Below are 21,922 nucleotides of genomic sequence, written 5' to 3' on the forward strand. Positions count from 1 at the left end.
GCAGAGGATTGAATAATGGAACAGACTACAAAACTAGGTGCCAATAAGACCGGCATCGATACCTCACCTGAAGACAGCAAGAAAATGATTGAAGGTGCAAACGGCAGTGTTGGCGACCTTCGGGGAACGAACGATGGTGCCGACTTAAAATCTTTTTCAAAATTTTATTTAGAGAACGCGGAGCCCTTGGGCTCTGTTCCTATGCCAGCAACATTTAAAGGCATGGCTAAGTCGACGCTAAAAATGGTGACTGGCCACCATCCGCAGGTATTCGTGAACAAATTAGGTGAGCGATTGGCTTACGAGCGAGCAGGAGTTCGCATGTATGAGCAGCTAATCATCAAGTGCCGACACGCTGCCGAAAAAGGCTTAACTGAAATTGAAGTGCCTCTAGAGAAATTGGAGGAATTTCGAAACGAAGAGCAGGAACACTTCGAAATGTTAAAGCACTGTCTGGAGAAGCTTGGATGCGATCCTACTGCACAAACACCGGATGCTGATGCCTCGGCGGTAGCCTCGTCCGGTATCATGAAGGTGATTGTGGACCCGCGTACTTCAGTAAGTCAGAGCCTACAAGCTATTTTAGCGCTTGAACTAACCGACAATGCTGCGTGGGATTTATTAGTCAAACTGGCTAAAGATATGGGCATGGGCGATATGGCCAAAAAGTTTGAACATGCATTAGCGCAAGAAGACGATCATGTAAAGCATGTGCGTCAATGGTATGAAAAGAGTATTCGCATGCAAGACTAACGTATACGTTAAAATTCATTGTCAGCAAGCTAAACAGCCGGCATATGTAGTACCTTGCCGGTCACCGGCCAACCGCTTGTTTCTTTTATTTTCCTCCTCTCCGAAATATAGTTCTTTAATTGTTCTGTGAATAAGAACAAGCTCCCCGTGTTTAACGTTATCTGGATGGTAACGAATTCGACAACGCTCAGAACTAATACTGATTCACCTCGCTGGGTGCTCACTTTGCGGGAGAAAAGGTCGCGCCCGATGGCGGATCACACATGAAGGCGGATGAATAAAATAACGATTTTACTGGGAATCGGGTAATGTTTGTATAGGTGTTGCTATGCCCGATCTGTATCTTCCGGGTAATAAAGAGAGTACTTTAGTCAGGGCGGGATCCCACTTTAAATTGAACTAAATGCAGATGCCATGATCAGATCTGCCATTACATAATTTTTGGCCGTTCCATGAGCATAATCAGTCATTTAGAACAAATTGAAGATCCCAGAACCGACATCAGCGTTAAACACAACCTGATTGATGTGGTGTTTCTCACGCTTAGCGCCATACTCAGCGGTGCCGATGGCTGCAGCTTGACTGGCTAAGGAAACATCATCGGTTTGACAATGGCATTCCCCGCCGCCATTGCATCGCTAATATTATTAAAGCCCTGGATACTGAAGCCCTGATAAAAGCGCTGATTGACTGGATTAACAGCCGTCGCGAAGCCGCAGAAAAGCCCCATATAGCGATTGACGGCAAAGTGCTACGCAGTAGCTGGAATGACAGTGTTCACAGCGCGCTGAATATTGTTAGCGCTTATGACGTTGATAATGGACTGGCGTTGTACCAACAGTCATCTGACAGTAAGGGAAAGGAAGGTCATTTAGCGCGTAAGATTGTTGATATGCTGGCACTGGAAGGCAGCGTTGTGACGTTGGACGCACTGCACTGTCAAACTCAGACGCTTGAGCATATTAGCCAAAATAAAGGTGATTTCATTGTTCAGGTGAAGGCGAACCAAGGCAATTGACATCGTGCTGTGAAGACTCATTTTGAAGCGCATTACGACAACCTGACGGGCGATGAAGAAAAGGAGCAACGTAACGAAGGACATTGGCGTGAGGAAAGCCGCATTGTCATGCAGTTGCCTATTACCTTACCCGATAAATTACGTGAAAAATGGCCTCACGTGAAAACCGTGATTGAAGTGGCAAGAGGAAGAAGGACAGGAGGCAGTACGCCCTACACCTCGCATTTCTACGTCAGTTCGATAGACGTCAATCCTGCACTTGCTGCGAGAGCCATTCGTGACCATTGGCATATAGAAAACCGACTGCACTGGGTTCTGGACGTTGTGTTTCGGGAAGATGAAATGCGAGTGACAGATCAGGATGGAGCAGCACATATGGCACTGTTTAACCGGGTTTGTTTCAATATTATTCGACAACACAAAGGCAAAAAAGACAGCATGACGGCGAAGCGCTGAGGGGCTGCATGGAATGGTGATTTCCGTTCGGAACTACTGTTTGGCTAGTTATTGATCAAAGTGGAATTCCGCCCTTTACTTTAGTTCTGCTTTAAGTAAATGAGGATAAAGAAATCGTCAAATAATAGAGCAAAAAAAGCCTTCAATTGAAGGCTTTTTAACTACCAGCTAAAAATATTTACTCGTAATCTTCATTTTCCCGGTATTCGGTATATTCTACGCGAGAAATTTTCTGGTCTCCATTTTGATCCATGTCTTCAAATGTATCGTTGACGCCATTGTCCGACGCTTCTTGTTTAGAAACTTTACCGTCTCTATTCTTATCCATCATCTTAAATTCATTACTTGCTACTATTTCGCTTTTCTCCTGGACCTGATCATTTTGGGCACGATTTCCATTTCGATTAGATGAATAGTCAGTATTACGGTCAGAATTTCGGCTTTCTCTCATAACTGTGGCGGAATCATTAGAGGTCATTCCTGTCTCATCGCCAGCCTCCCTTTGCGTCATAGCATTGCCGGAATTACCCGTTGAAGTAATTACCTGTTCTCCCGATTGCCGGTTCTGCGCCATCGCTGTCCCAGCAGCGCTTGTTGAGGTACGCTGTTGTTCAGCTGCAGCAGAACCGGTAAGGGACGCCTCGTTTCGTGTATCATCCATTCCAAAGTCGTTCTGCGCAGTGTCGTAACGCTGCAGCATCTCATTTTTACCCTTATTCTTTGCGGTTTTTGTTTCGTCGGTAAAGGCTTTTGAACTATTTTTTAAATAGCTATTAAATTCATCTGAACTTAATTTACTGTCACTATTGGAATCAATATCAGCAAAATGATCGGATATTTTATTGTTGCCAGCTTCATCATGAGAAATATAGCCGTTACTGTTACTGTCCAGGCTGGAAAATGAATTTAATTTATCCATGCCATTTCCTGCGAAAGCACTTGCTGACAATGCACTACTAATTAAAGCTAATAATGTAAGTTTTTTCATCATAAACTCCTTTAGGCTTAACTTCCTTAACACCACTTCGGAAGTATGAATTCGTAATAGTTAATTCAGAATGTGTGCCATCTCTGTAACTCCCTAATATTCATTATTTAATTTTGTGTGGCCTATTTTAATCTGTAATAAGCCTTGTCATATATTTACGATAAATTGAAAATAATACCTATTATAGCTAGCGGCTGCTGCGGTGGGCTCTAAGCATGTTTTTAATGCCTGATTGTTACTGCAGCTTTTGCTTAATAGGAGAGCCAAAGAGTAGATTAATAAGTGAGCTAAGGGGTTTGTATGGTAGAAAGTAGCAGTTGCCGTGGCTAACAGGCTTCTATCATAATAACAGTCTTGATTATATTGTAGGCTTGTACTTTATGAAAATGGATTTTAGCTGCAGCAAGAATTATCTTATAGGTTAGTGGTGGACTTTATTATTATTGTCCGTCGTTTCCAGAATAAATATAATTCTGTTTTATTCTGAACTAATTGCGGTTAGAAATAACTTGCTAAAAATCTGGGAATTTATTTCAGCTGCTCTTACGCCAGGGATATTGCGAATGATTTTGAAGCGATAAAAGAAGATTTCTTAGCCGAACTTCTGGAGCATGGATATTCCAGCAGAGCCATCAGGGGGGGGACGGCGTTTCGGACGAAAAATTTTGCTTATTCCTTGAGACTGCTGAATTTTATTCATTCATGCTCTTGCCCTATCTCTAACGCTTTTGCGAACTATAGAAAATTATGGCAGGAACTAATGTAGCTGACATCGAAACGCCAGCTACAGGCTTTTTTAATCTTTTAAACTTTCTCTCGCGCTCTCAATCCATTCTTTGTGACGTTTTTCATCTTCATAGTGTTGGGTAAGCTGCGTCCGCTCCTCCATCGTTAATTCATCAACGTCTCGCGCCTCTTTATAAGATTTTTCGGTAATTTTTTCGTTTGCAATCATCGCCGCTAAAATTGCCTTATCACCCATTAAGTCGGCAATAATTACTTTACCTTCAGTTAAAAAGCGCTTCATGTCGGGACCATCTACGCTCTTTTCACCGCGGCTGCTAAGTAGTCTGTTTAAATGCCGTATATGAGCTTCATGATCACCTTTAAATTTAGTGAGGGTGCTTGCTATATCGTTGTTGTCTAACCTTTTTATTGCTTCCTCGTATGCTTCAATAGCATCGTAATCCAGCTGACAAAGTTCTTTAAGAGTCTTAGCTGCTTTATCCATAATTGTTCCTTTAAATTCATTGGTTAATGATAAAGTATGAGTTAATGAATAGAGAGGCAAACTCTCCATTGTCATAATTAATAATTTGGAAAGCGTTAAGTAGATCAACAATGCGACGAAGTTGTAACTTTTAGGATGATTGGTAAGGGGTTATTGTTAATTGATAATCTAAACTACTGAAAGTCTCTTGATGAAATTTTTAAAGGTTCTATCCAATCAGAACGATCAGTCAGTTTACCCGCGATAACATGCATCACACCTTCTGGTGAGCGTTCCAGAATGCCATCAACTTGAAGAATATTGGCTTTAAGATAAGGCTGCTGCTGGTGTCTGGCGGTGGCCTGCCACACTACTACACTGATATTCCCCGTATGATCTTCAAGTGTGAAAAATGTCACCCCTGTAGCAGTACCGGGAGCTTGGCGTCCGGTAACACACCCTATTACATGTACTACTGATTTATTAGACTTCTCAGCCAGAGCATTCGCAAAAGTAAAGCGAGAAAGATCCTGTTGTTCAGCAATCAAGCTGATGGGATGCTGCGTCAAAGATAAACTGGTAGAATTATAGTCTTCGACAAGATTATCAAATTTGGTAGGGGAAAGAGGCAATAAGTCTTGCTCTTGTGAACTGGCAAATAATGGTAAAGTCGGTTGCGTATCCATAATCTGCCACCGGGCTTGAAAACGGTTACCGCTAATTGCTGCTAAGGCATCTGCACTGGCCAGCGCTTCAATACTAGAATTATGTAAATTAAGCTTTTTGATATCGTCGATATGTATAAAGCCTCCTACAGGCCTTGCCTGCACCAAAGCTTCTGCTGCAGCTACAGGCAGTCCCTTAATTTGACGAAATCCCAATCTTATTGATTTCTTCCCATTATGAACACACATAGTATGATCGACATCCGAAGAATTCACGCACACGGGTAACACGGCAATATTGTGTTGGCGGGCATCCTGAATTAACTGACTTGGCGTGTAAAATCCCATCGGCCAGCTATTAAGTAAACCTACATAAAATTCCACTTTAAAATAGTACTTTAGCCAGCAGGAAACATAGGCCAACACTGCAAAAGATGCAGAATGTGATTCAGGAAAACCATACCCGCTGAAGCCCCGAATCTGCTCATACAGGGTTTCTGCATACTCTGGCGTATAACCCCGAGCGAGCATGCCATTGATAAGCTTGTCTTTAAACTTATTGAGCTGGCCCTTTTTCTTCCAGTTTGCCATCGCTCTTCGCAACTGGTCGGCTTCACCTCCTGAAAAACCTGCGGCCACCATGGCAAGCTGAATAACCTGTTCCTGAAAAATGGGGACGCCGTAGGTACGTTGAAGTACGTCTTTAACTTCTTTTGAAGGATAGTGAGGCGTTTCCTGTCCGTTTCGTCGCTTTAAATAAGGATGTACCATCTCCCCTTGTATGGGCCCCGGCCTCACAATGGCTATCTGCACCACAAGATCATAGTATTTATGTGGCTTTAGGCGGGGCAGCATTGTCATTTGTGCGCGAGATTCGATTTGAAAAACCCCTACGGTATCGGCTTTACATATCATATCGAAAACGTCGGGGTCATCTTTCTGCCGGGTAATGAAGGGAATAGAAAGCGGTTGCTCGGTGACTAACTGAAAAGTTTTGCGGATAGCGGTTAACATGCCCAGCGCCAGTACATCTACTTTTAGGAGGCTTAACGTTTCAAGATCATCTTTATCCCATTGGATAACGGTGCGTTCCGGCATGGCAGCGTTTTCTACCGGTACCAACTCGTACAGCGGGCCAGAAGAAATAACAAAGCCCCCCACATGCTGTGAAAGATGGCGAGGAAAACCAATAATTTCTTCTACCAGGTTGACTAACTGCCGCACTTTAGGATTATCTTCAGGCAAACCGCATTGCACAAGTTGGCTCTGCCAGGGCAGAGTTTTATCTCGCCGATTGATATTTTTAAGAATAAAACTTAGTTGAGATTCAGGAAATCCCAACGCTTTTCCCACTTCTCTGAACGCGCTTCTAAAACGAAAGGTAATTACTGTAGCTGCAAGGGCAGTGCGCTTTCTACCATACTTCTGGTAGATATATTGAATAATTTCTTCACGTCGTTCATGTTCAAAATCCACATCAATATCGGGGCATTCATCGCGTTCTTTGGAAATAAAACGTTCAAAAAGTAAACTTATCTGCCTGGGATCGGCAGCTGTGATTTCCAGACAATAACAAACAACAGAGTTAGCAGCAGAACCCCGGCCCTGATAGAGTATAGATTGTCGTTGAGCAAATTGAACAATGTCATAAATGGTCAAAAAGAAATATTCGTATTTTTGTTCAAAGATTAACTTGAGCTCTTTTTCAATGGTCGCTCGAAGTTCAGGGGTAAACTCATCCCCAAAACGTTTAACAATGCCTTGTTCAACACATTCTCTTAGATAGGATGAGGCCGTATGGTTGGGAGGTACAACTTCCGCCGGATATTTATATTCAAGAGAAGACATTGAAAAATGACACAACGCGGCCAGGTGGGCGCTTTCTTCCAGCCAGGTAGCAGGATATAGCTTCTTAAGCTTGGACAGAGGACGCAGGCATCGCTCGGCATTGCTAAGGCCCCCAGCACCGAGCTTATCTACCGTTGTGCCTGCTGAAATAGCCTGAAGCACATGCTGTAGAGGTAAACGATCGCCATGATGAAAAAGAGCGCCGGTGCAAGCTGTAATGGGAAACTGGTAAGTTTGATGTAGCTTTCTGTACTGCTTAAAACGAGTAGTGTCATTGTCATCCAGTAAGCGCTGTGCACCTATCCAACAACGCGCACAATGATGTTGATATAGCCACTTTCCCCACTGATCATTATATTCATCCGACGTATTTGGTAGCCAAATTATCAAGCAGTGCCGAAGTGTCTTCAAATCCCATTCGGTTAAGGAATATTCACCTTTGGGTGACCGCCGACGAGCATTGGTAATTACTCTACAGAGCTCTGTGTAAGCTGGTTGATCGGGGCAAAGTAAAACTATCTCCAGGGTTTCATCTAAACAGAAGCGGCTGCCTACAATCAGTTTTAGCGGCAAGTTATTGTGCTTAATCTCACTGTAGGCACGCACAATACCAGCCACAGAACATTCATCAGTGATAGCCAGAGCTTCGTAACCTAAAAATGAAGCCGTGGTCACCAATTCTTCGGGATCTGAAGCGCCCTTTAAAAAACTGAAATTAGTCTGACAGACCAGTTCTGCATATTTCATTAACTGTACCAACCATGAATGAACCATTGGCCGCGACTATTCTTGAAAATATGAAGGTATTGGCCAGAATCGGTTTGGCTGACAAAATAATCCCGCTTAACCGGTTTTGCGTCCCACCAACCGGTTTGTAGCCTTACCGGCCCATATATTACGTGGCTGGCTTGGATAAGAGGGATCGGCTGCGGCAAGCAAAAGGTGGGCAAGCTGAAAGAGGGGATTGTAGTCGTCGTAGGGTGACGACAGGTGGTAAATTCCACTCGGTGATCGTTGCCCCCAAAGGGCTGCCATACCGCCGCATCACCTAAGCGCGCCTGTAAACGCCCTATTAACTGCTTGTGCGAAAAATAATGGTTTCTATCGCTGAAGAAATCATTGGTTTGTTCGCTTATGGCTTCTAAATTTTCAGCCACTAACTGAAATCCCGTGACCGGGGCAGGTAAACGGAGCTGTTCAATATGAAGTGCGCAGAGGGTTTGCCATTCCTCTGCTTTATAAATAGCGCAGGCGGAGCCTATGGAAAGGGTAAGGGAAGGATGCTCGCGGAAACGCAAAGTCAACTCTAGGTTAAGGCTCACCTTATTACGTAGACGAAGGAACACCATTAATTCATTTAGCAGGGAATTGACCCAGGGCAGCAGCTGTTGAGTTTTATTAATTTCGTAAGCGGGTTCAATAGTGCTACTAAATGTTTCGCTGGGGTGAAAATAACTGACTTGAGGCGTCACCTCGCCCCGTAACGCGCAAAGATACCTGATAAGTTGATTATCAAAACGCTTTCCCAGTTCGGTAGCAGGCAAAGCCAAAATGTGCGCAAGAGTTTTTATGCCCACTCGATTGAGCGAATGGCGTTGTTTAGGAGTTAATTCACTACAGTGCATAGGGCAGGCCTGCAAAAGCTGCCGGAGAATTCTGGGATCAGTACAGAATTGATTGCATCTGTTAAACGCTAATACTCTGGCTGACTCAATACTCCAACCACAAGCATAGTGATAATTCACTTGCAGCTCGGTTAATTCATTGCGCAGAGTGAGCCAGAAATTTTCAGCACCGCCATAATACCGGATAAGGGTATCCACACGCATAGCAAGACAATCAGGGTTATAAATAACAATATCAGCGGCGATTTGATAAAGCCGATGAGCAATGACACTTAATCTTTTAGCTTCCGTGTCTGCCTGATAATCTATGACGGTTAAACGCGCACTTAATGCTGCCGCCTGAGCCATGCCCATACCCACTTCAATACCTGTTGATTTTGCTAACTGGCAGCGTTGGCGTATACAGTTATCTGAAGCTTGATACACCACTAATGGAGAGGCAGGAGATGCATTTTCCGGGAGAGGGAACGCCGTCTGGGTATCCAGAGTTAACTGGGAAAAATGCAAGTATAGCCACAACATAAGGTGATTATCCGGCCTTAACTAAGCTGGAAATATCTACTATTTCTGCCGGGTTTTCTTGCATCGCCAGTATAATTTCCTTATTAGAGGGAGTATGGGTTAACTCCACCGGGATCCCCTCTTTAGGCCAGCTGCCCTGATTTTTTACTATGTTCGCTGTGAGACCATGTCGTTGAGTTTGAAGCTCAATGTCGAGTGCTAAAGGTAAAGGCTGGCGGGTCACCGCATCCGATTCGAAATAGATACATAAAGTATTATGTTGCGCGGCAGCAAGCTGAAGACGGCGGGCGGCCTTATTTCCCATCCTGCTTTGCCAAATCAATACGATATAGCAAGCTTCACTTTTCAGACTCTGTTCACAGGCCCATAGCGCATCAATGTCATTATCAGGCTGTACAACATATACCTGCTGAGCAGCAATGTTCTGCTGTTGGAGCCAGGACGCATGAAGATTGCCGGGCGGGTTTATCCACATCAGCAACTTATGTGGTGCTATGCCCTTGATTACAGAAGTTAATACCGACACTTCGCCGATACCGAGCTGACTTCTTATACGTATTAATCCTTTAACGGGAAGGCCGCCCATCAGTGCCTGATCCAGCTGGCTATGACCAGTGGGTAAACGGTGCGCGCCTTGTTGAGGCTGACTGGCGCGCCAGATAAGAGGATGTTTTTCGATGTTGGTTAAAGGCGTAGACATAATTAATTTACCTGTATACATATACAGTATTATAGGTAACTAATTTGTCGAATCAAGAAAAAAGGCCTTCCAGGAAGAAGGCCTTTGAGCAGCTATTTGAATTTGCTCGAATAATATTTTATCGCGCCTGTTATTAACCTTCTGAAACTTTGGGCTCGACCTTAACGGAGTTCAAAGCATGCAAAGTCAGCTGATTACAGGCTGCCATAAATCCTTCTGTGGTATTTTTTACCCAAGCTACTCTCACATCGCTGGGCTGTTCTTTTATCAGCAGAGTTATTTTCCTGCTAACTGCTCATCAATAAAGTTATTAATATTTTGCTCAAGAATAAATAGAGGAATAGAACCGTGGGCCAACACAGCGCGGTGGAATTTTCTTACGTCAAAATCACTGCCCAGGGCTTCTTCAGCTTTTTTTCGCAGGGCCTTAATCTTAATTTCGCCAATTTTGTAAGACAAAGCCTGTGCTGGCCAGGAAATATAACGATCAATTTCCGTCGTTACGTTATGCTCTGAAAGCGCCGTATTGGTCATCATATAATTGAGCGCTTTTTCTCTGGACCATCCAAACATATGCATTCCTGTATCCACTACCAGCCTACAGGCGCGCCACATTTCATAACTTAAGCGGCCAAACTCATCGTAAGGATCTTCATACATACCCACCTCTTTCCCCAGATACTCTGAGTACAACCCCCAGCCCTCGCCAAAAGCCGAAATATAAGTGTTTTGTCTCACTTTCGGCAGGTCAGTCATTTCCGCGGCTAGAGAAATTTGGATATGGTGCCCTGGCACCGCTTCATGGAGCGTCAGCGCAGTTAATGCGTATAGAGGGCGTTTATCCAGCGCATAGGTATTCACCCAATAGTAGCCTGGCTGATCATCACGAGAAGGCGAAACGTATCGGCCGGTAGTATATTTAGGCGCAATGCTTTCTGGCACTGGCGCTACACCATAAGGTATGCGAGGCAGCAGCTCGAAAAGCTGAGGGAGCTTACCGTCTATTTTCTTAGCAATAAATGACGCTTCTTTTAGTAAGTCTTCAGCGCTGGTGGCATAAAATTGCGGATCGGTGCGCAGGAAATGAATAAACTCATCAATGGTGCCGTCAAAACCCAGTTCGTCCACCACCGACTGCATTTCGCTGCGGATGCGTTTTACTTCCGATAATCCTAGCTCGTGTATCTCTTTGGCCGTCATGTCTGTGGTGGTGTAATGCTTGATACGATTCTGATAGTAAGCTTCGCCACTGGGCCAGTTTTTGGCCGCAATGTCATCCCGTGCATTAGGAATATAATCATCAACCAGAAAATCATAGAACTGCTGATAAGCCGGCACAACCTGGTTCTGAATGATGTCACTCGCTTGTTGTGTTAAAGCGCGGCGAGTTGGCTTATCTATTTGTTCAGGAAAGCTGGTAAAAGGGGTATAAAAGGTACTTTCCTTGGCATCTTTCACCAAATAGGGTTTAACAGAGTCTTCAAATCCTTTCAGCACAGCTTTAGGTTGCGTGTAATTCTCTGCCAATCCTTTTTTCATGTATTCGATATTCTGCGCAATGATTTCATCTACGCCAGCCAAGCGCGCAAGATAATGCTGATAGTCCTCTTTGGTGCGGAATCGAATGGTTCGGGGAAGATTGCCAAGGCTGCTGTGAAAACCATATTCTGACGTTATCGGCAAATAATGGGCGTTAAACTTATATTCGTCGATAATGTTATTGAGTCGGTACTGCTGCATGAACAGTGAAATCCGCTCTTCCTCTGACAGCGCATCAACCGGTATAGCGCTGAGCTTAGCGGCGTATTCCTGCCAAACATTATGCTGCTCGGCGAGTGCTTGCGGCGAAATATCTGCCAGCTTATCATCATAGCCCGCTACACCTTCACGACTGGCCATCAGGGGAGAAATACTGAGTTCATACTGCCAGATATCATCTAACAACTGGTTAAATTGCTGGCTGGCAGAAGGCTGGGCCAGGGTCAGGCCGCTTAAGCCGAACCATAACCAAAGCGTAATAATAGAACGGGAAAATACTGTGTTAAACATGGGCTCTCCGGTAACCTCTTCCGGTAAGCCGGAGCAGCTACTCTTTCTTGGGTGTATAAATTGGGCTAGGGAATGCAGTTACTTTATCAGATAACTGACTGATTTTGGCAGTACCTTGTTTTTTCACTTCATCTATACGTAACACATTATGCATGGGGACATAAGTGCGGGTAACATTGGCAAATTCAGTTTTCAGCTTTTCATGAGTAGGATCTAGCACAAGACTGGTGTGGGTATCCCAGACAAAATCTCCAATCTCTACAAATCCAAACAACCCACCCTGGCTGACTTCTCTCACATAAAGATCATAGCGTTCGCCATTACTGACAAATTGAATGCGATATAACGGTTCTTTACTGCTCATGGAATTTGATTGCCTGTTACTGATGTTGGCTGAAATATGGGGGTAATAGTGTAAAAATCACGGCTTAAATTATCATATCTGAGATTAATTTTGCAGTGGGGCCATTGTCAGTAATGAATATAAAGCGTATTAGAATTTTTTGAAACGCCGGTAGAAGTAACCCAGGGCAACCGCATAAGTGAGCGAAAAACCATCAGCTGTGAAAATATGTAAAAGTTTCTTATCTGAAACGCGGTAAAATCATCCCTGATGACTCTGCTGGAGCATCCATGCTCCATAAGTTCGGCTAAGAAACTTTCACTTATTGTTTAAAAAATATTCACGATCTAGTTCTGGAAGTAACTCCACACTACAAAAATAAGTAACGTAAGTTACCCAACTTTTAAGGTATTGCGCCAAACAGTACAAACTGGCGTTTGCGAAATATATCAGCTGGTATAACATGCTCGTTTGAAGTTAAACACAGTATCGAAGATTATGATAAAAAAACTCGTTATAGGCGGCTTCTTTGCTGCACTCAGCGCTGTGGCGCACAGTCAGAACAGCTCGGCAGACCAAGCTAATTTCAATCCTGACACCAACCGCATTAAGTCTCATCTCTATTTTTTAGCTGATGATTTACTCGAAGGCAGAGACACCGGCTCCAGAGGGCACAACATCGCGGCACTTTATATCGCTACCGAATTTGCTAAATACGGTCTTAAACCTGCTGGAACCGAGGGTTTCATGCAGCCTATCGATTTTCGTAAAGCCGACCTGGTGCAAAAATCTCCCACTTTTACGTTTACCGGAGAAGACGGTGAGCAGTCGTTGTCTTATCCAAAGGAGTATCTGACAGGGCCGAGTCTGTTAGAAACAGAAGCTGCAGTCAGCGGAAAAATGGTGTTTGCGGGGTACGGGATCATCGCCGAAGAACTCCAGCATAACGATTACGAAGGGTTGGACGTTGAAGGCAAAATAGTGGTGGTGCTTTCCGGCAAGCCTAAATCGTTTCCTAGTGAAGAAGGCGCCCATTTTGCGTCAGGTCATCAGAAAGCCCAATATGCAGTAGACAACGGGGCGATAGGAATGATTTCTATCACCACGCCCACCACTGAAGAAGTCCGGCCGTATCAGACTCGCCTTAACTATATACATACGCCTGGCATGGCATGGCTTCATGAGGATGGTACGCCAGCGAACACTTTCCCTCAACTGAAAGGTTCAGCGTTTCTTAGCAAACCAGCCGCAGAAAAGCTTTTTGCTAATGCACCGGTTACTCTCGATGAAATATATGCACAGTTGGAAGAAGATAAGTCGCCTAAAGGATTTGATTTGCCAGGCGAAGTATCGATGGGGAAAAAGAGCGAGCATTCGCAAATTTCCAGCCCCAATGTAGTCGGTGTAATTGAGGGTTCAGATCCTGAACTTAAAAATGAATACGTGGTGTTTTCCGCTCACTCTGATCACATTGGTTTTGCCAAAACAGTAAAGAAAGACAACATTAACAATGGTGCCATGGATAATGCATCGGGCACCTCCGTCATGTTAGAAACCGCGCGGCTGTTCAGCGAAATGAAGCAGAAGCCTAAACGCTCAATTCTGTTTGTTTCTGTTACCGGTGAGGAAAAAGGGCTGCTGGGCGCTGATTATTTTGCCAATAACCCTACGGTTCCAGTAACGTCGATGGTGGCAGATGTTAACCTGGATATGCCCATTCTTACTTACCAGTTTGCTGATGTTATTGCTTTTGGGGCGAATCACAGTGATATGAAAGCCTCGGTAGAAGAGGCGGCGGGGAATGCTGGCATCAGTTTGAGCCCTGATCCTTGGCCAGAGCAGGCGTTATTCACTCGCTCTGATCACTACGCCTTTGTAAAACAGGGAATTCCGTCTGTATTTATGGTTCCTGGCCTTACATCCAAAGATCCTGATGTGGATGGGAGCAAAATGTTTGGTCAGTTTTTGGCAACCAATTATCACAAACCAAGTGATAACACGAACCAGCCTTTCGACTGGGATGCAGCAAAAACCTTTACCGCTGTAAACGCTGAAATCGGACTAACGCTTGCGAATCAGGAAGAAAAACCCAAATGGAATAAGGGCGACTTCTTCGGCAATACTTTCGCAAAATAATTGCTACTCAAAATAGAAGAAATATAACAAAGGCGCTTGAATGCGCCTTTGTTGCTCATAAATAGGAGGATTTAAAGAAAAGTTTGCTTATAGCACTGCCAATGCTCGTTAAAATGTTCCGTAGGTTTGCGGGTGAAGCCACTACGAATAAACATATTAATTCGACCATCAATATAGCAGATAAGCATGTTGGCAATAACGCCTTCGTCTGCTGCTAAAGACTTGCCTTCTCGAAGCTTACGTTCTCGTAGCACTTGTTTTAACTGCGTTTCTAACCGCTCAAACAGTTTCGCAATACGTGCACGTAGCCTCTCCTGTTCGCCCAGCAATGCGTCGCCATTGAGAATTCTGGTGATCCCCGGGTTTTTTTCGGCAAATCCCAAAAGTAAGTGAATAATCAGTTGGCAACGAGCGGCTGAATCCTTTTCTTCATTTACAATTTTATTAATGCGCGAAAACAATGTGTCTTCAATAAATTCTATCAGGCCTTCAAACATTCTGGCCTTACTAGGAAAGTGACGATACAAAGCCGCTTCAGATACCCCAACTTTCTCTGCCAACTTGGCTGTGGTTATCCGTTGGCCCGGATTGGTTTCCAACATTCCTGCAAGGGCTTGCAGAATTTGCGCTCGGCGATTGGGTTTTTTTACAGCTGGCATAACGCAAGTGTTCCTAAGCTATCGGACAATTAAGCCCGCGTTCCGTGTCAAGTTGGCCTTTGGCCGCTAATTATTTTTAACTGCCAAGGCTCCGACTATAAAAGTGTCAGCTTGGCGTCTTATTTTTACAATGTTGTGCCACAAGAGCTAACAGCGCTTTGGCTAAATGAAACTTACTATCTGGCGCTAATTTAATGTCGCCATTTTTCCAGAACACATGTAAGGCATTGCGATCACTATTGAAACCGAGACCGGCCGCGGTAATATCGTTCGCAGCGATCATATCCAGTTTTTTACTTATCAGTTTTCCTTGCGCGTATTCGGCTATATTCTGACTTTCTGCGGCAAACCCTACAGAGAAGGGCGCTGGAGTCATTGCTGCGACATCTTTAAGGATATCAGGGTTCTTAACAAAAGTAAGTGTTAACTCATCATCGCTCTTTTTGAGCTTATTGTCAGCAATGTGTTTCGCACGATAGTCGGCTACAGCAGCCGTAGCAATGAAAATATCACAGTCTGAGACGGCTTTCATGACCGCTTTATGCATATCTGCGGCGCTTTCAACATCAATTCGTTGCACGCCAGAGGGGCAAGATAAGGCCGTTGGGCCACTGATTAAAATTACCTTCGCGCCCATGGAAGCCGCGGCCTGAGCGATAGCGTAACCCATCTTACCGGAGCTGTGATTGGAGAGGTAGCGTACGGGATCCAATGCCTCTCTGGTGGGGCCGGCGGTGATCAGTATGCTTTTCTGTTGAAAGGTATCATCCTGAATAACTGAAAGGGCAGCGACAATCGCTTCCGGCTCAAGCATCCGTCCCGGGCCAATATCTCCACAAGCCTGCTCTCCACTGGCAGGCCCAAGCAGTGTAATATCCATTTCATGTAAACGTTGCAGATTGCGTTGAGTGGCAGGTGCTTTCCACATCTGCTGGTTCATGGCGGGCGCGATATACAATTTTGCAGTAGTGGCAAGAAACAGTGTCGATAAAAGATCGTCGGCCAACCCGTTAGCCAGTTTAGCTATACAATTGGCAGTAGCTGGAGCAATTAACAGAATGTCTGCCCACTTGGCTAATTCAATATGACCCATAGCCGCTTCTGCGTCAGCATCCAGTAAAGAATGATGAACGGGATTACCTGATACCGCCTGTAACGATAAAGGACTGACAAACTCTTTGGCGGAATCTGTTAGCACTACTCGCACAATAGCGCCGGCAGCTGTTAATTTACGAACTAAATCTGGCGTTTTGTAAGCAGCAATGCCGCCAGTCACGCCTAAAAGTACATGTTGGTTAGCAAGATGCATAATAGATAAAAAAGGACGGGTTAGATAAATCCAAGCCTACCATGGCTACTACTATATAGGTAGCGTATTACCCCTGACGAAAACTCATCTCAAGGTCAGTTGTGAGTCTTGCAGCAGTAGGCAAAATAAGGGAACAAATTTTTTGATAAAATGCTGATGGAAAATGTAAAATCCTGGCCCTTGCTGGAACGGCCGCGTGAGAAACTGCTTCACTTTGGGCCTGCCGGGCTTTCTGATGCTGAGCTACTGGCGGTATTATTGGGGAGCGGCATGGTGGGCCGGTGCGTAATGACTGTGGCTCGAGAACTATTACAACGGTTTGGATCTCTGGGCGGTATCGCTAAGGCCAGTAAACAGGAATTTTGTGCCGTCCACGGCATAGGGGAAGTGAAATATGCACAGTTGCAATCGGCGTTAGAAGTCACCCGCAGAGTGTTAGAAGAACCTCTGCGACGACAGTCCGCATTTCACCATGTCAATGATGTTACCCGGTATATTCAGGCGCATCTGAAAAACCAGGAGAAGGAGCATTTTGGAATGCTGCTGTTAGACAGCCAGCACCAGTTGATTGTCTTTCGCATTATGTTTACCGGCACAATTAACAGCGCTGCTGTTTATCCAAGAGAATTGGTCAAACAGGTGTTGGCAGACAACGCCGCAGCAATAATTCTGGTCCATAATCATCCTTCAGGCGTACCAGAACCCAGTCAGGCAGATATTTCTCTTACCCGTGATGTCGTATCGGCGATGGCCTTGATAGATGTTTCGGTACTGGATCACTTTATCGTTGGTGACACAAAAACGGTATCCATGGCACAAAGAGGATTGCTGTAGGAAAAATGTGCGGCTATACTGTCGACGAGAAAACAAACATCGGTTTATAATTTTTCACTGGTGTTATATCGTTAATTTGCGACCAAACGATGCCTAAACTATAGTCAGAGAAACAAAAATACTTTAGGATAGCAGGTCGGTGGAAATATTAAGGACCAACATGAAAAAGTCATTAGTTTCATTATTTATTGGTGCAACGTTAGCGTTTAGCGCGACTGCACAGGATCAAGCTGGAGGAGAAGACGCCACCTCATCAACAGTTGGCGGTGTTGCCACTAGTACTATCGCAGCTGGTGTTGTAGCTGTAGGAATTGCTGCAGCAATCGTGAGTAATAACCGTGGTTCTGCAGATATCGACGCCGAGGGTCCTAACCCTGGCTGTGAAGGCACTGATCCACTGGTAAATGGCGTGTGTGTAGGAACTACTGTTACTGATACCGTAACTGTTTCTGGCACAGGTACTGCTACTATTACCGTTCCAGTTACTGTTACTTACGCACCTTCTGTGTAAGAATCGTTTTCTGAGAAAAAGCCGCCCCCGGTAAACGGAGCGGCTTTTTTGTTTCTGCAAGAAAAATTAGTGTCGCGACACACTAACTGAGCCAGTTTCTCACCCTATGATTTTATCTACTTACAGCCGTAATATAGCCGGCGTTGTTATCATATTTTGCTTTATGGCTGGATGTTCCAGCACTAACAGGGCGTACTATGACACGCTTAAAGCAGCATTCTCTTCTTCTGAATCATCATTAACAGTAGAACAAATAAGAGCCAGCCGCGCAGACTTGATGGCGGTAAAAAGTGGCGATCGAGATTCTGCCATTATGGCACTCGCTTATATTGAGAATGGTCACCACAAATGGGTTTCTGCCGATAATATTTTATTTATTGCCGATCATGGAGTGCTAATCAGAACCGAAGGATTAGCCGAAAATCTTATCTTTACTGGCAATTTAGAGCAGAACCCTTTACTACAACCGTTCCCTTTAAAGTTTAATTGGTCGCGCGCGATTGACATTGAAGGTCTGGGTTATGGCTTACCTATTTCCTCCGCTTGGCGCCTGAAGGGGTCTGAAACTCTTTCAATTTTAAGCCAAACATTCGACACGTTAGTGATTGAAGAAACCGTGTCATTCCCATCCCAGCCACCGTTTATTCAGACGGGGTTGTCCTGGCAAAACCGTTACTGGTTCGATAAAGAGTCTCAGGAGTTACTGCGGTCAGAGCAGAAGTTCTCGCCTGATGGCGACACATACAATATGACCTATTTGAGCCGCGCTACTCGATTAATTGACGCCAGAGAAGGAATACCACAATGAAACGCATTGTTGTGGCTGCTTTGGCAGCTTTGCTTACGACAACATGTGCCTGGGCTGACGTATTACTTACGATCAATAACCAACAATACCGCTATCTTAAACCGGTGCGTTTATCTCAAGCACTCGCTCCCGTAGCGTTGGGAAATAACTGGTATTGGCCAGCAAGTGCCATCTATAAACTGAATGATCCGGCCGTAGAGAAAATGCGGTTTAAAGTCATTGCCGCAATTGACGACTTAGCATTAGATTTGCAACCTCAGGACGAAGACGCTGTTGCTTTGCGAGCTTTGCGTCAGCAAATCGAAAATTGGCAACTTGCAAAACGTATTCTTACTCCCATTCACTATGATGCTGCCCGACTGAATATTGCTCAAAATCCGTTGATTACGGATGGTCAATATATCGTTAAATTAACTACTCGACCTTCAGTCGTTCATGTAAGCGGATTAGTGACTCTGCCTGGCGAATATGAATTTCAGCCAATGAGCTCGCCCTTTCATTATGTTAAGGGAATTTCTTTACGGGATAATGCTGAGCCTGACTATATTTATGCCGTTGATCCTAAAGGAAACGTTGACAAAGTAGGGGTAGCTTATTGGAACAGAAATTATCAGGCGCTTATGCCCGGCAGCCAAATATTTGTGCCTTTATTTACCTACATTCTCAGTCCGGAAGTGGACGAACTCAATCGACAAATCGCCCAGTTAGCCGTTCATAGGGTATTACCATGAAGTTAGTATTCCTCGGGCCATGGCGCCTTGCTGTCACTGTGCTGGCATGCCTGACATCATTATCCAGTTACGCGGATGAAGCTATCAAAGTCTCCGTCGCGCCTTCACAAATGGTTCAGGGCGGTACAGGGCTTATTCAAACTCCAACTTCACGCATGCGCCCAGAAGGCGATTTCGATATTAATTATACCGACAATGAAGAGTATCGGTTTTGGTCGGTAAGTTTACAGTTGTTTCCGTGGATGGAAGCTACTGCACGTTATACCGATGTCAGAAGCAAGTTGTACAGCGATGTCGAAAGTTTTAGTGGCGATCAAACCCTTAAAGATAAAGGGCTGGACGTAAAATTCCGTTTGCTGGAAGAAAGCTTTTATTTACCTGAAGTCTCGTTAGGTTTTCGAGATTTCGGTGGAACTGGCTTTTTTGAAAGCGAACATATCACTGCCAGCAAAGCCTATGGCCCGTTTGATTTCCATTTCGGCTTGGGTTGGGGCTATCTTGGTACTGCTAACGACATTACTAATCCGTTCTGTAAGTTAAAAGACAGTTATTGTTCCCGACCCGCGGGATATTCTGGTCGGGGAGGAAAAGTCGATTACCAACAGTTTTTCAAAGGTACCACGTCAATATTTGGCGGGATTGAATATCAGACGCCTTGGGAGCCATTGCGCCTGAAGCTGGAATTTGAAGGTAATGATTATTCAAGAGATCGCGCCGGTAAATTAGAGCAGGACACCCGCTGGAATGTGGGGGCGGTGTATAAATGGGATAACTTCGATTTCAGCCTGAATTATCAGCGCGGGAATACTTTGGGCTTTGGTGTGACATACAAGTTTAATATGCACACCTTTAGGCAGACTAAAATAGAAGAGCCACCTCGTTCTCTTATTAATGTAGAACGGCCGCAAACTGTCGCTGATATCAACCATCAGCGGCTATATCGCGATTTGGCTACTGAATCTGGCTTTGTACTTTCCGATGCGCATATTGATGATGAGGCTGCGACTTTCTATGGCCAGCAAATTGCTTTTCGGGATACCGATATGGCGTCTGAATCTATCGGCCGGGTTATCGCTTCAGAAGTACCTGAAACCATCAAAACCTATCATGTGGTAGAGAATACCGGTCGTATTCCTATGGTAGATACCGTTATAGACGCCGACAAGTTTTTGTCGGCGGCACGGTATGAAGGTTTAGAATCCGATATTACCAGTACATACCATCGGGAAACTCCCAATTCAGAGGTGCTGGCAAACTATGAGCCCAATTCTCCCCGTGGGTTTGGGTTCTCTACCGACTTTTTCTGGACGCAAACCTTTGGTAGCCCGGAGGATTTTTATTTGTACCAGGGCGGCTTGATATTTAGCGGGGGCTATACCTTAAATAAAAACGTGGGTTTTTATGGAAGCATTCGCGCCACCGTAATCGACAACTTCGATAAATTTAATTTTAAGGTAGATAAAGAAGACTCTACGCTTCCCCGTGTGCGTACCTATGTTCGTGAATATGTCACTCGCAGCAACATAATAATGGATACCGTGTACGCACAGTGGGTGGACAAGCTTTCAGACAATGTGTACGCCCAGGCTTATGCAGGTTATCTGGAAACAATGTACGGCGGCGTAGGTACTGAAGTGATTTACCGTCCTGTGGATAGCCGACTTGCCTTTGGTGTTGATCTTAACTATGTACAGCAGCGCTCCTACGAAAACGATTTCGATTTCTTTGATTACAAAGTATTAACGGGTCATGCCAGCGTATACTGGCGGCCCGAGTTTTTGCCCGATACCTTGTTAACCGTTAGTGCCGGTCAGTTTCTGGCGAAAGATAAAGGGGTGAATATTGATTTCGCCAAACGCTTTGATTCGGGGATCGTAGTCGGCGCCTACGCCGCCATTACCGATGTATCTTCTGAAGAATACGGCGAAGGAAGCTTCACCAAAGGTTTCTATATTTCCGTACCCTTGGATCTGTTTGTAGTCAAACACGCGAAAGGGCGGGGGCGGTTCCCGTGGATCCCGATCGCCCGTGATGGCGGCCAAATGTTGAATCGACCGATGAGAATGATCGATTATACGGAAGCGCGATCGCCGTTTTTCGACTAGTACGTAAGACGCAAACGGTTTTGCTAGCGAAATCGAGTGTTTTCTGGCCTAAAGATAAGGTAAACTACGCACCGCGCTCTCAAAGTCGCTTTTTTTCGGCGAGGCACAAAGTTAGAGATCCCTCAGAAAAATGTCGGATCTCGGCGTAATTTAAGAGGGATTGGCGCGTTAAGGGTGGTATTCTCTACATTCTTAGAATGCCAGCAGGTAAAAGCTAATTGGCTGAAAAATCAGCGTAAATGGTTAAAATGACGCGGATCGTCAACCTTTTCCCCTTTTTTTATTGAATTTGGGCGGCATTTGCTGTATAAAATGCGCCCTCTTATTTATAGTAATACGTCAACTGACCCAGTGATTGGTGGGATCGTTTGGCGCGACAGTTATCGTTGTTCCGGAGACAAATACAATGTCAAGAGTATGTCAAGTAACAGGTAAGCGTCCTGCGGTTGGTAATAACCGTTCGCACGCAAGAAACGCGACCCGTCGTCGCTTTTTGCCAAACCTTCAATCTCACCGTTTCTGGGTAGAGAGCGAAAGCCGTTTCGTTAAATTACGTTTGTCTGCTAAAGGCATGCGTATTATCGACAAAAAAGGTATTGATGCAGTATTATCTGACATCCGTGCCAGTGGTGTGAAAATCTAAGGAAATCGA

The 21,922-nt window shown here is 44.7% G+C and carries 17 protein-coding genes and 1 pseudogene; 9 read left to right on the forward strand and 9 right to left on the reverse strand.

Features of this window, described 5'->3' with window-relative positions; all coding sequences use genetic code 11:
* Window positions 1–15: 15 nt before the first annotated feature.
* Together CA267_RS09580 and CA267_RS09585 are read left to right on the forward strand one after the other, a co-directional pair.
* Entirely contained in the window at window positions 16–753 is a 738-nt protein-coding gene (locus tag CA267_RS09580; RefSeq protein ID WP_075607693.1) for a DUF892 family protein, read from the forward strand.
* A 452-nt stretch (window positions 754–1,205) separates the two neighbouring features.
* Window positions 1,206–2,227 (forward strand): annotated as a pseudogene (locus CA267_RS09585) (ISAs1 family transposase).
* A 178-nt stretch (window positions 2,228–2,405) separates the two neighbouring features.
* Here the strand turns inward: CA267_RS09585 and CA267_RS09590 are convergent.
* The 7 genes from CA267_RS09590 to CA267_RS09620 form a co-directional block, all read right to left on the reverse strand.
* A complete protein-coding gene (locus tag CA267_RS09590; RefSeq protein WP_083638237.1) occupies window positions 2,406–3,218 on the reverse strand; it encodes an EF-hand domain-containing protein in 813 nt (270 codons plus the stop codon).
* A 793-nt stretch (window positions 3,219–4,011) separates the two neighbouring features.
* On the reverse strand, window positions 4,012–4,446 hold the full coding sequence (locus tag CA267_RS09595; protein ID WP_075607690.1) for a DUF2383 domain-containing protein: 435 nt from the start codon (window positions 4,444–4,446) through the stop codon (window positions 4,012–4,014).
* Window positions 4,447–4,619: 173 nt separating this feature from the next.
* A complete protein-coding gene (locus CA267_RS09600; protein ID WP_075607689.1) occupies window positions 4,620–7,685 on the reverse strand; it encodes an error-prone DNA polymerase in 3,066 nt (1,021 codons plus the stop codon).
* On the reverse strand, window positions 7,685–9,085 hold the full coding sequence (locus tag CA267_RS09605) for a Y-family DNA polymerase (protein ID WP_075607688.1): 1,401 nt from the start codon (window positions 9,083–9,085) through the stop codon (window positions 7,685–7,687). The genes CA267_RS09600 and CA267_RS09605 overlap by 1 nt, the downstream gene beginning before the upstream one ends.
* A gap of 7 nt (window positions 9,086–9,092) precedes the next feature.
* Entirely contained in the window at window positions 9,093–9,785 is a 693-nt protein-coding gene (gene imuA / locus CA267_RS09610; RefSeq protein WP_075607687.1) for a translesion DNA synthesis-associated protein ImuA, read from the reverse strand.
* A 276-nt stretch (window positions 9,786–10,061) separates the two neighbouring features.
* The gene (locus CA267_RS09615) at window positions 10,062–11,834 is read right to left on the reverse strand and encodes a DUF885 domain-containing protein (RefSeq protein ID WP_075607686.1); all 1,773 of its coding nucleotides are present in this window, start codon (window positions 11,832–11,834) and stop codon (window positions 10,062–10,064) included.
* 37 nt (window positions 11,835–11,871) lie between these two features.
* Window positions 11,872–12,198 (reverse strand): DUF1820 family protein, encoded by a 327-nt coding sequence (locus CA267_RS09620; RefSeq protein WP_075607685.1) that lies wholly within the window; start codon window positions 12,196–12,198, stop codon window positions 11,872–11,874.
* Between the two features lie 477 nt (window positions 12,199–12,675).
* On the opposite strand from CA267_RS09620, the gene CA267_RS09625 reads away from it, so the two are divergent.
* Complete coding sequence (locus tag CA267_RS09625; protein WP_075607684.1) at window positions 12,676–14,313, forward strand: M28 family metallopeptidase; 1,638 nt, start codon at window positions 12,676–12,678, stop codon at window positions 14,311–14,313.
* Window positions 14,314–14,384: 71 nt separating this feature from the next.
* On the opposite strand, the gene slmA is transcribed toward CA267_RS09625, so the two are convergent.
* Complete coding sequence (gene slmA / locus CA267_RS09630; protein ID WP_075607683.1) at window positions 14,385–14,972, reverse strand: nucleoid occlusion factor SlmA; 588 nt, start codon at window positions 14,970–14,972, stop codon at window positions 14,385–14,387.
* Between the two features lie 106 nt (window positions 14,973–15,078).
* Window positions 15,079–16,281, reverse strand: a complete 1,203-nt coding sequence (gene coaBC, locus CA267_RS09635; protein ID WP_075607682.1) for a bifunctional phosphopantothenoylcysteine decarboxylase/phosphopantothenate--cysteine ligase CoaBC — start codon at window positions 16,279–16,281, stop codon at window positions 15,079–15,081.
* 156 nt (window positions 16,282–16,437) lie between these two features.
* On the opposite strand from coaBC, the gene radC reads away from it, so the two are divergent.
* From radC to rpmB, 6 genes are all read left to right on the forward strand, one after another.
* Window positions 16,438–17,115: a RadC family protein gene (gene radC, locus CA267_RS09640; protein WP_075609915.1), complete on the forward strand. Its 678-nt coding sequence runs from the start codon at window positions 16,438–16,440 to the stop codon at window positions 17,113–17,115.
* 160 nt (window positions 17,116–17,275) lie between these two features.
* Entirely contained in the window at window positions 17,276–17,626 is a 351-nt protein-coding gene (locus CA267_RS09645; protein ID WP_075607681.1) for a hypothetical protein, read from the forward strand.
* Between the two features lie 106 nt (window positions 17,627–17,732).
* A complete protein-coding gene (locus tag CA267_RS09650; protein WP_083638235.1) occupies window positions 17,733–18,434 on the forward strand; it encodes a YjbF family lipoprotein in 702 nt (233 codons plus the stop codon).
* On the forward strand, window positions 18,431–19,165 hold the full coding sequence (locus tag CA267_RS09655) for a capsule biosynthesis GfcC family protein (RefSeq protein WP_075607680.1): 735 nt from the start codon (window positions 18,431–18,433) through the stop codon (window positions 19,163–19,165). The genes CA267_RS09650 and CA267_RS09655 overlap by 4 nt, the downstream gene beginning before the upstream one ends.
* A complete protein-coding gene (locus CA267_RS09660; protein ID WP_075607679.1) occupies window positions 19,162–21,270 on the forward strand; it encodes a YjbH domain-containing protein in 2,109 nt (702 codons plus the stop codon). Before CA267_RS09655 ends, CA267_RS09660 begins: the two co-directional genes overlap by 4 nt.
* A gap of 406 nt (window positions 21,271–21,676) precedes the next feature.
* On the forward strand, window positions 21,677–21,913 hold the full coding sequence (gene rpmB / locus CA267_RS09665; RefSeq protein WP_075607678.1) for a 50S ribosomal protein L28: 237 nt from the start codon (window positions 21,677–21,679) through the stop codon (window positions 21,911–21,913).
* Window positions 21,914–21,922 lie beyond the last annotated feature (9 nt).

The organism is Alteromonas pelagimontana, from assembly GCF_002499975.2.
Classification (GTDB): Bacteria; Pseudomonadota; Gammaproteobacteria; order Enterobacterales; family Alteromonadaceae; genus Alteromonas; species Alteromonas pelagimontana.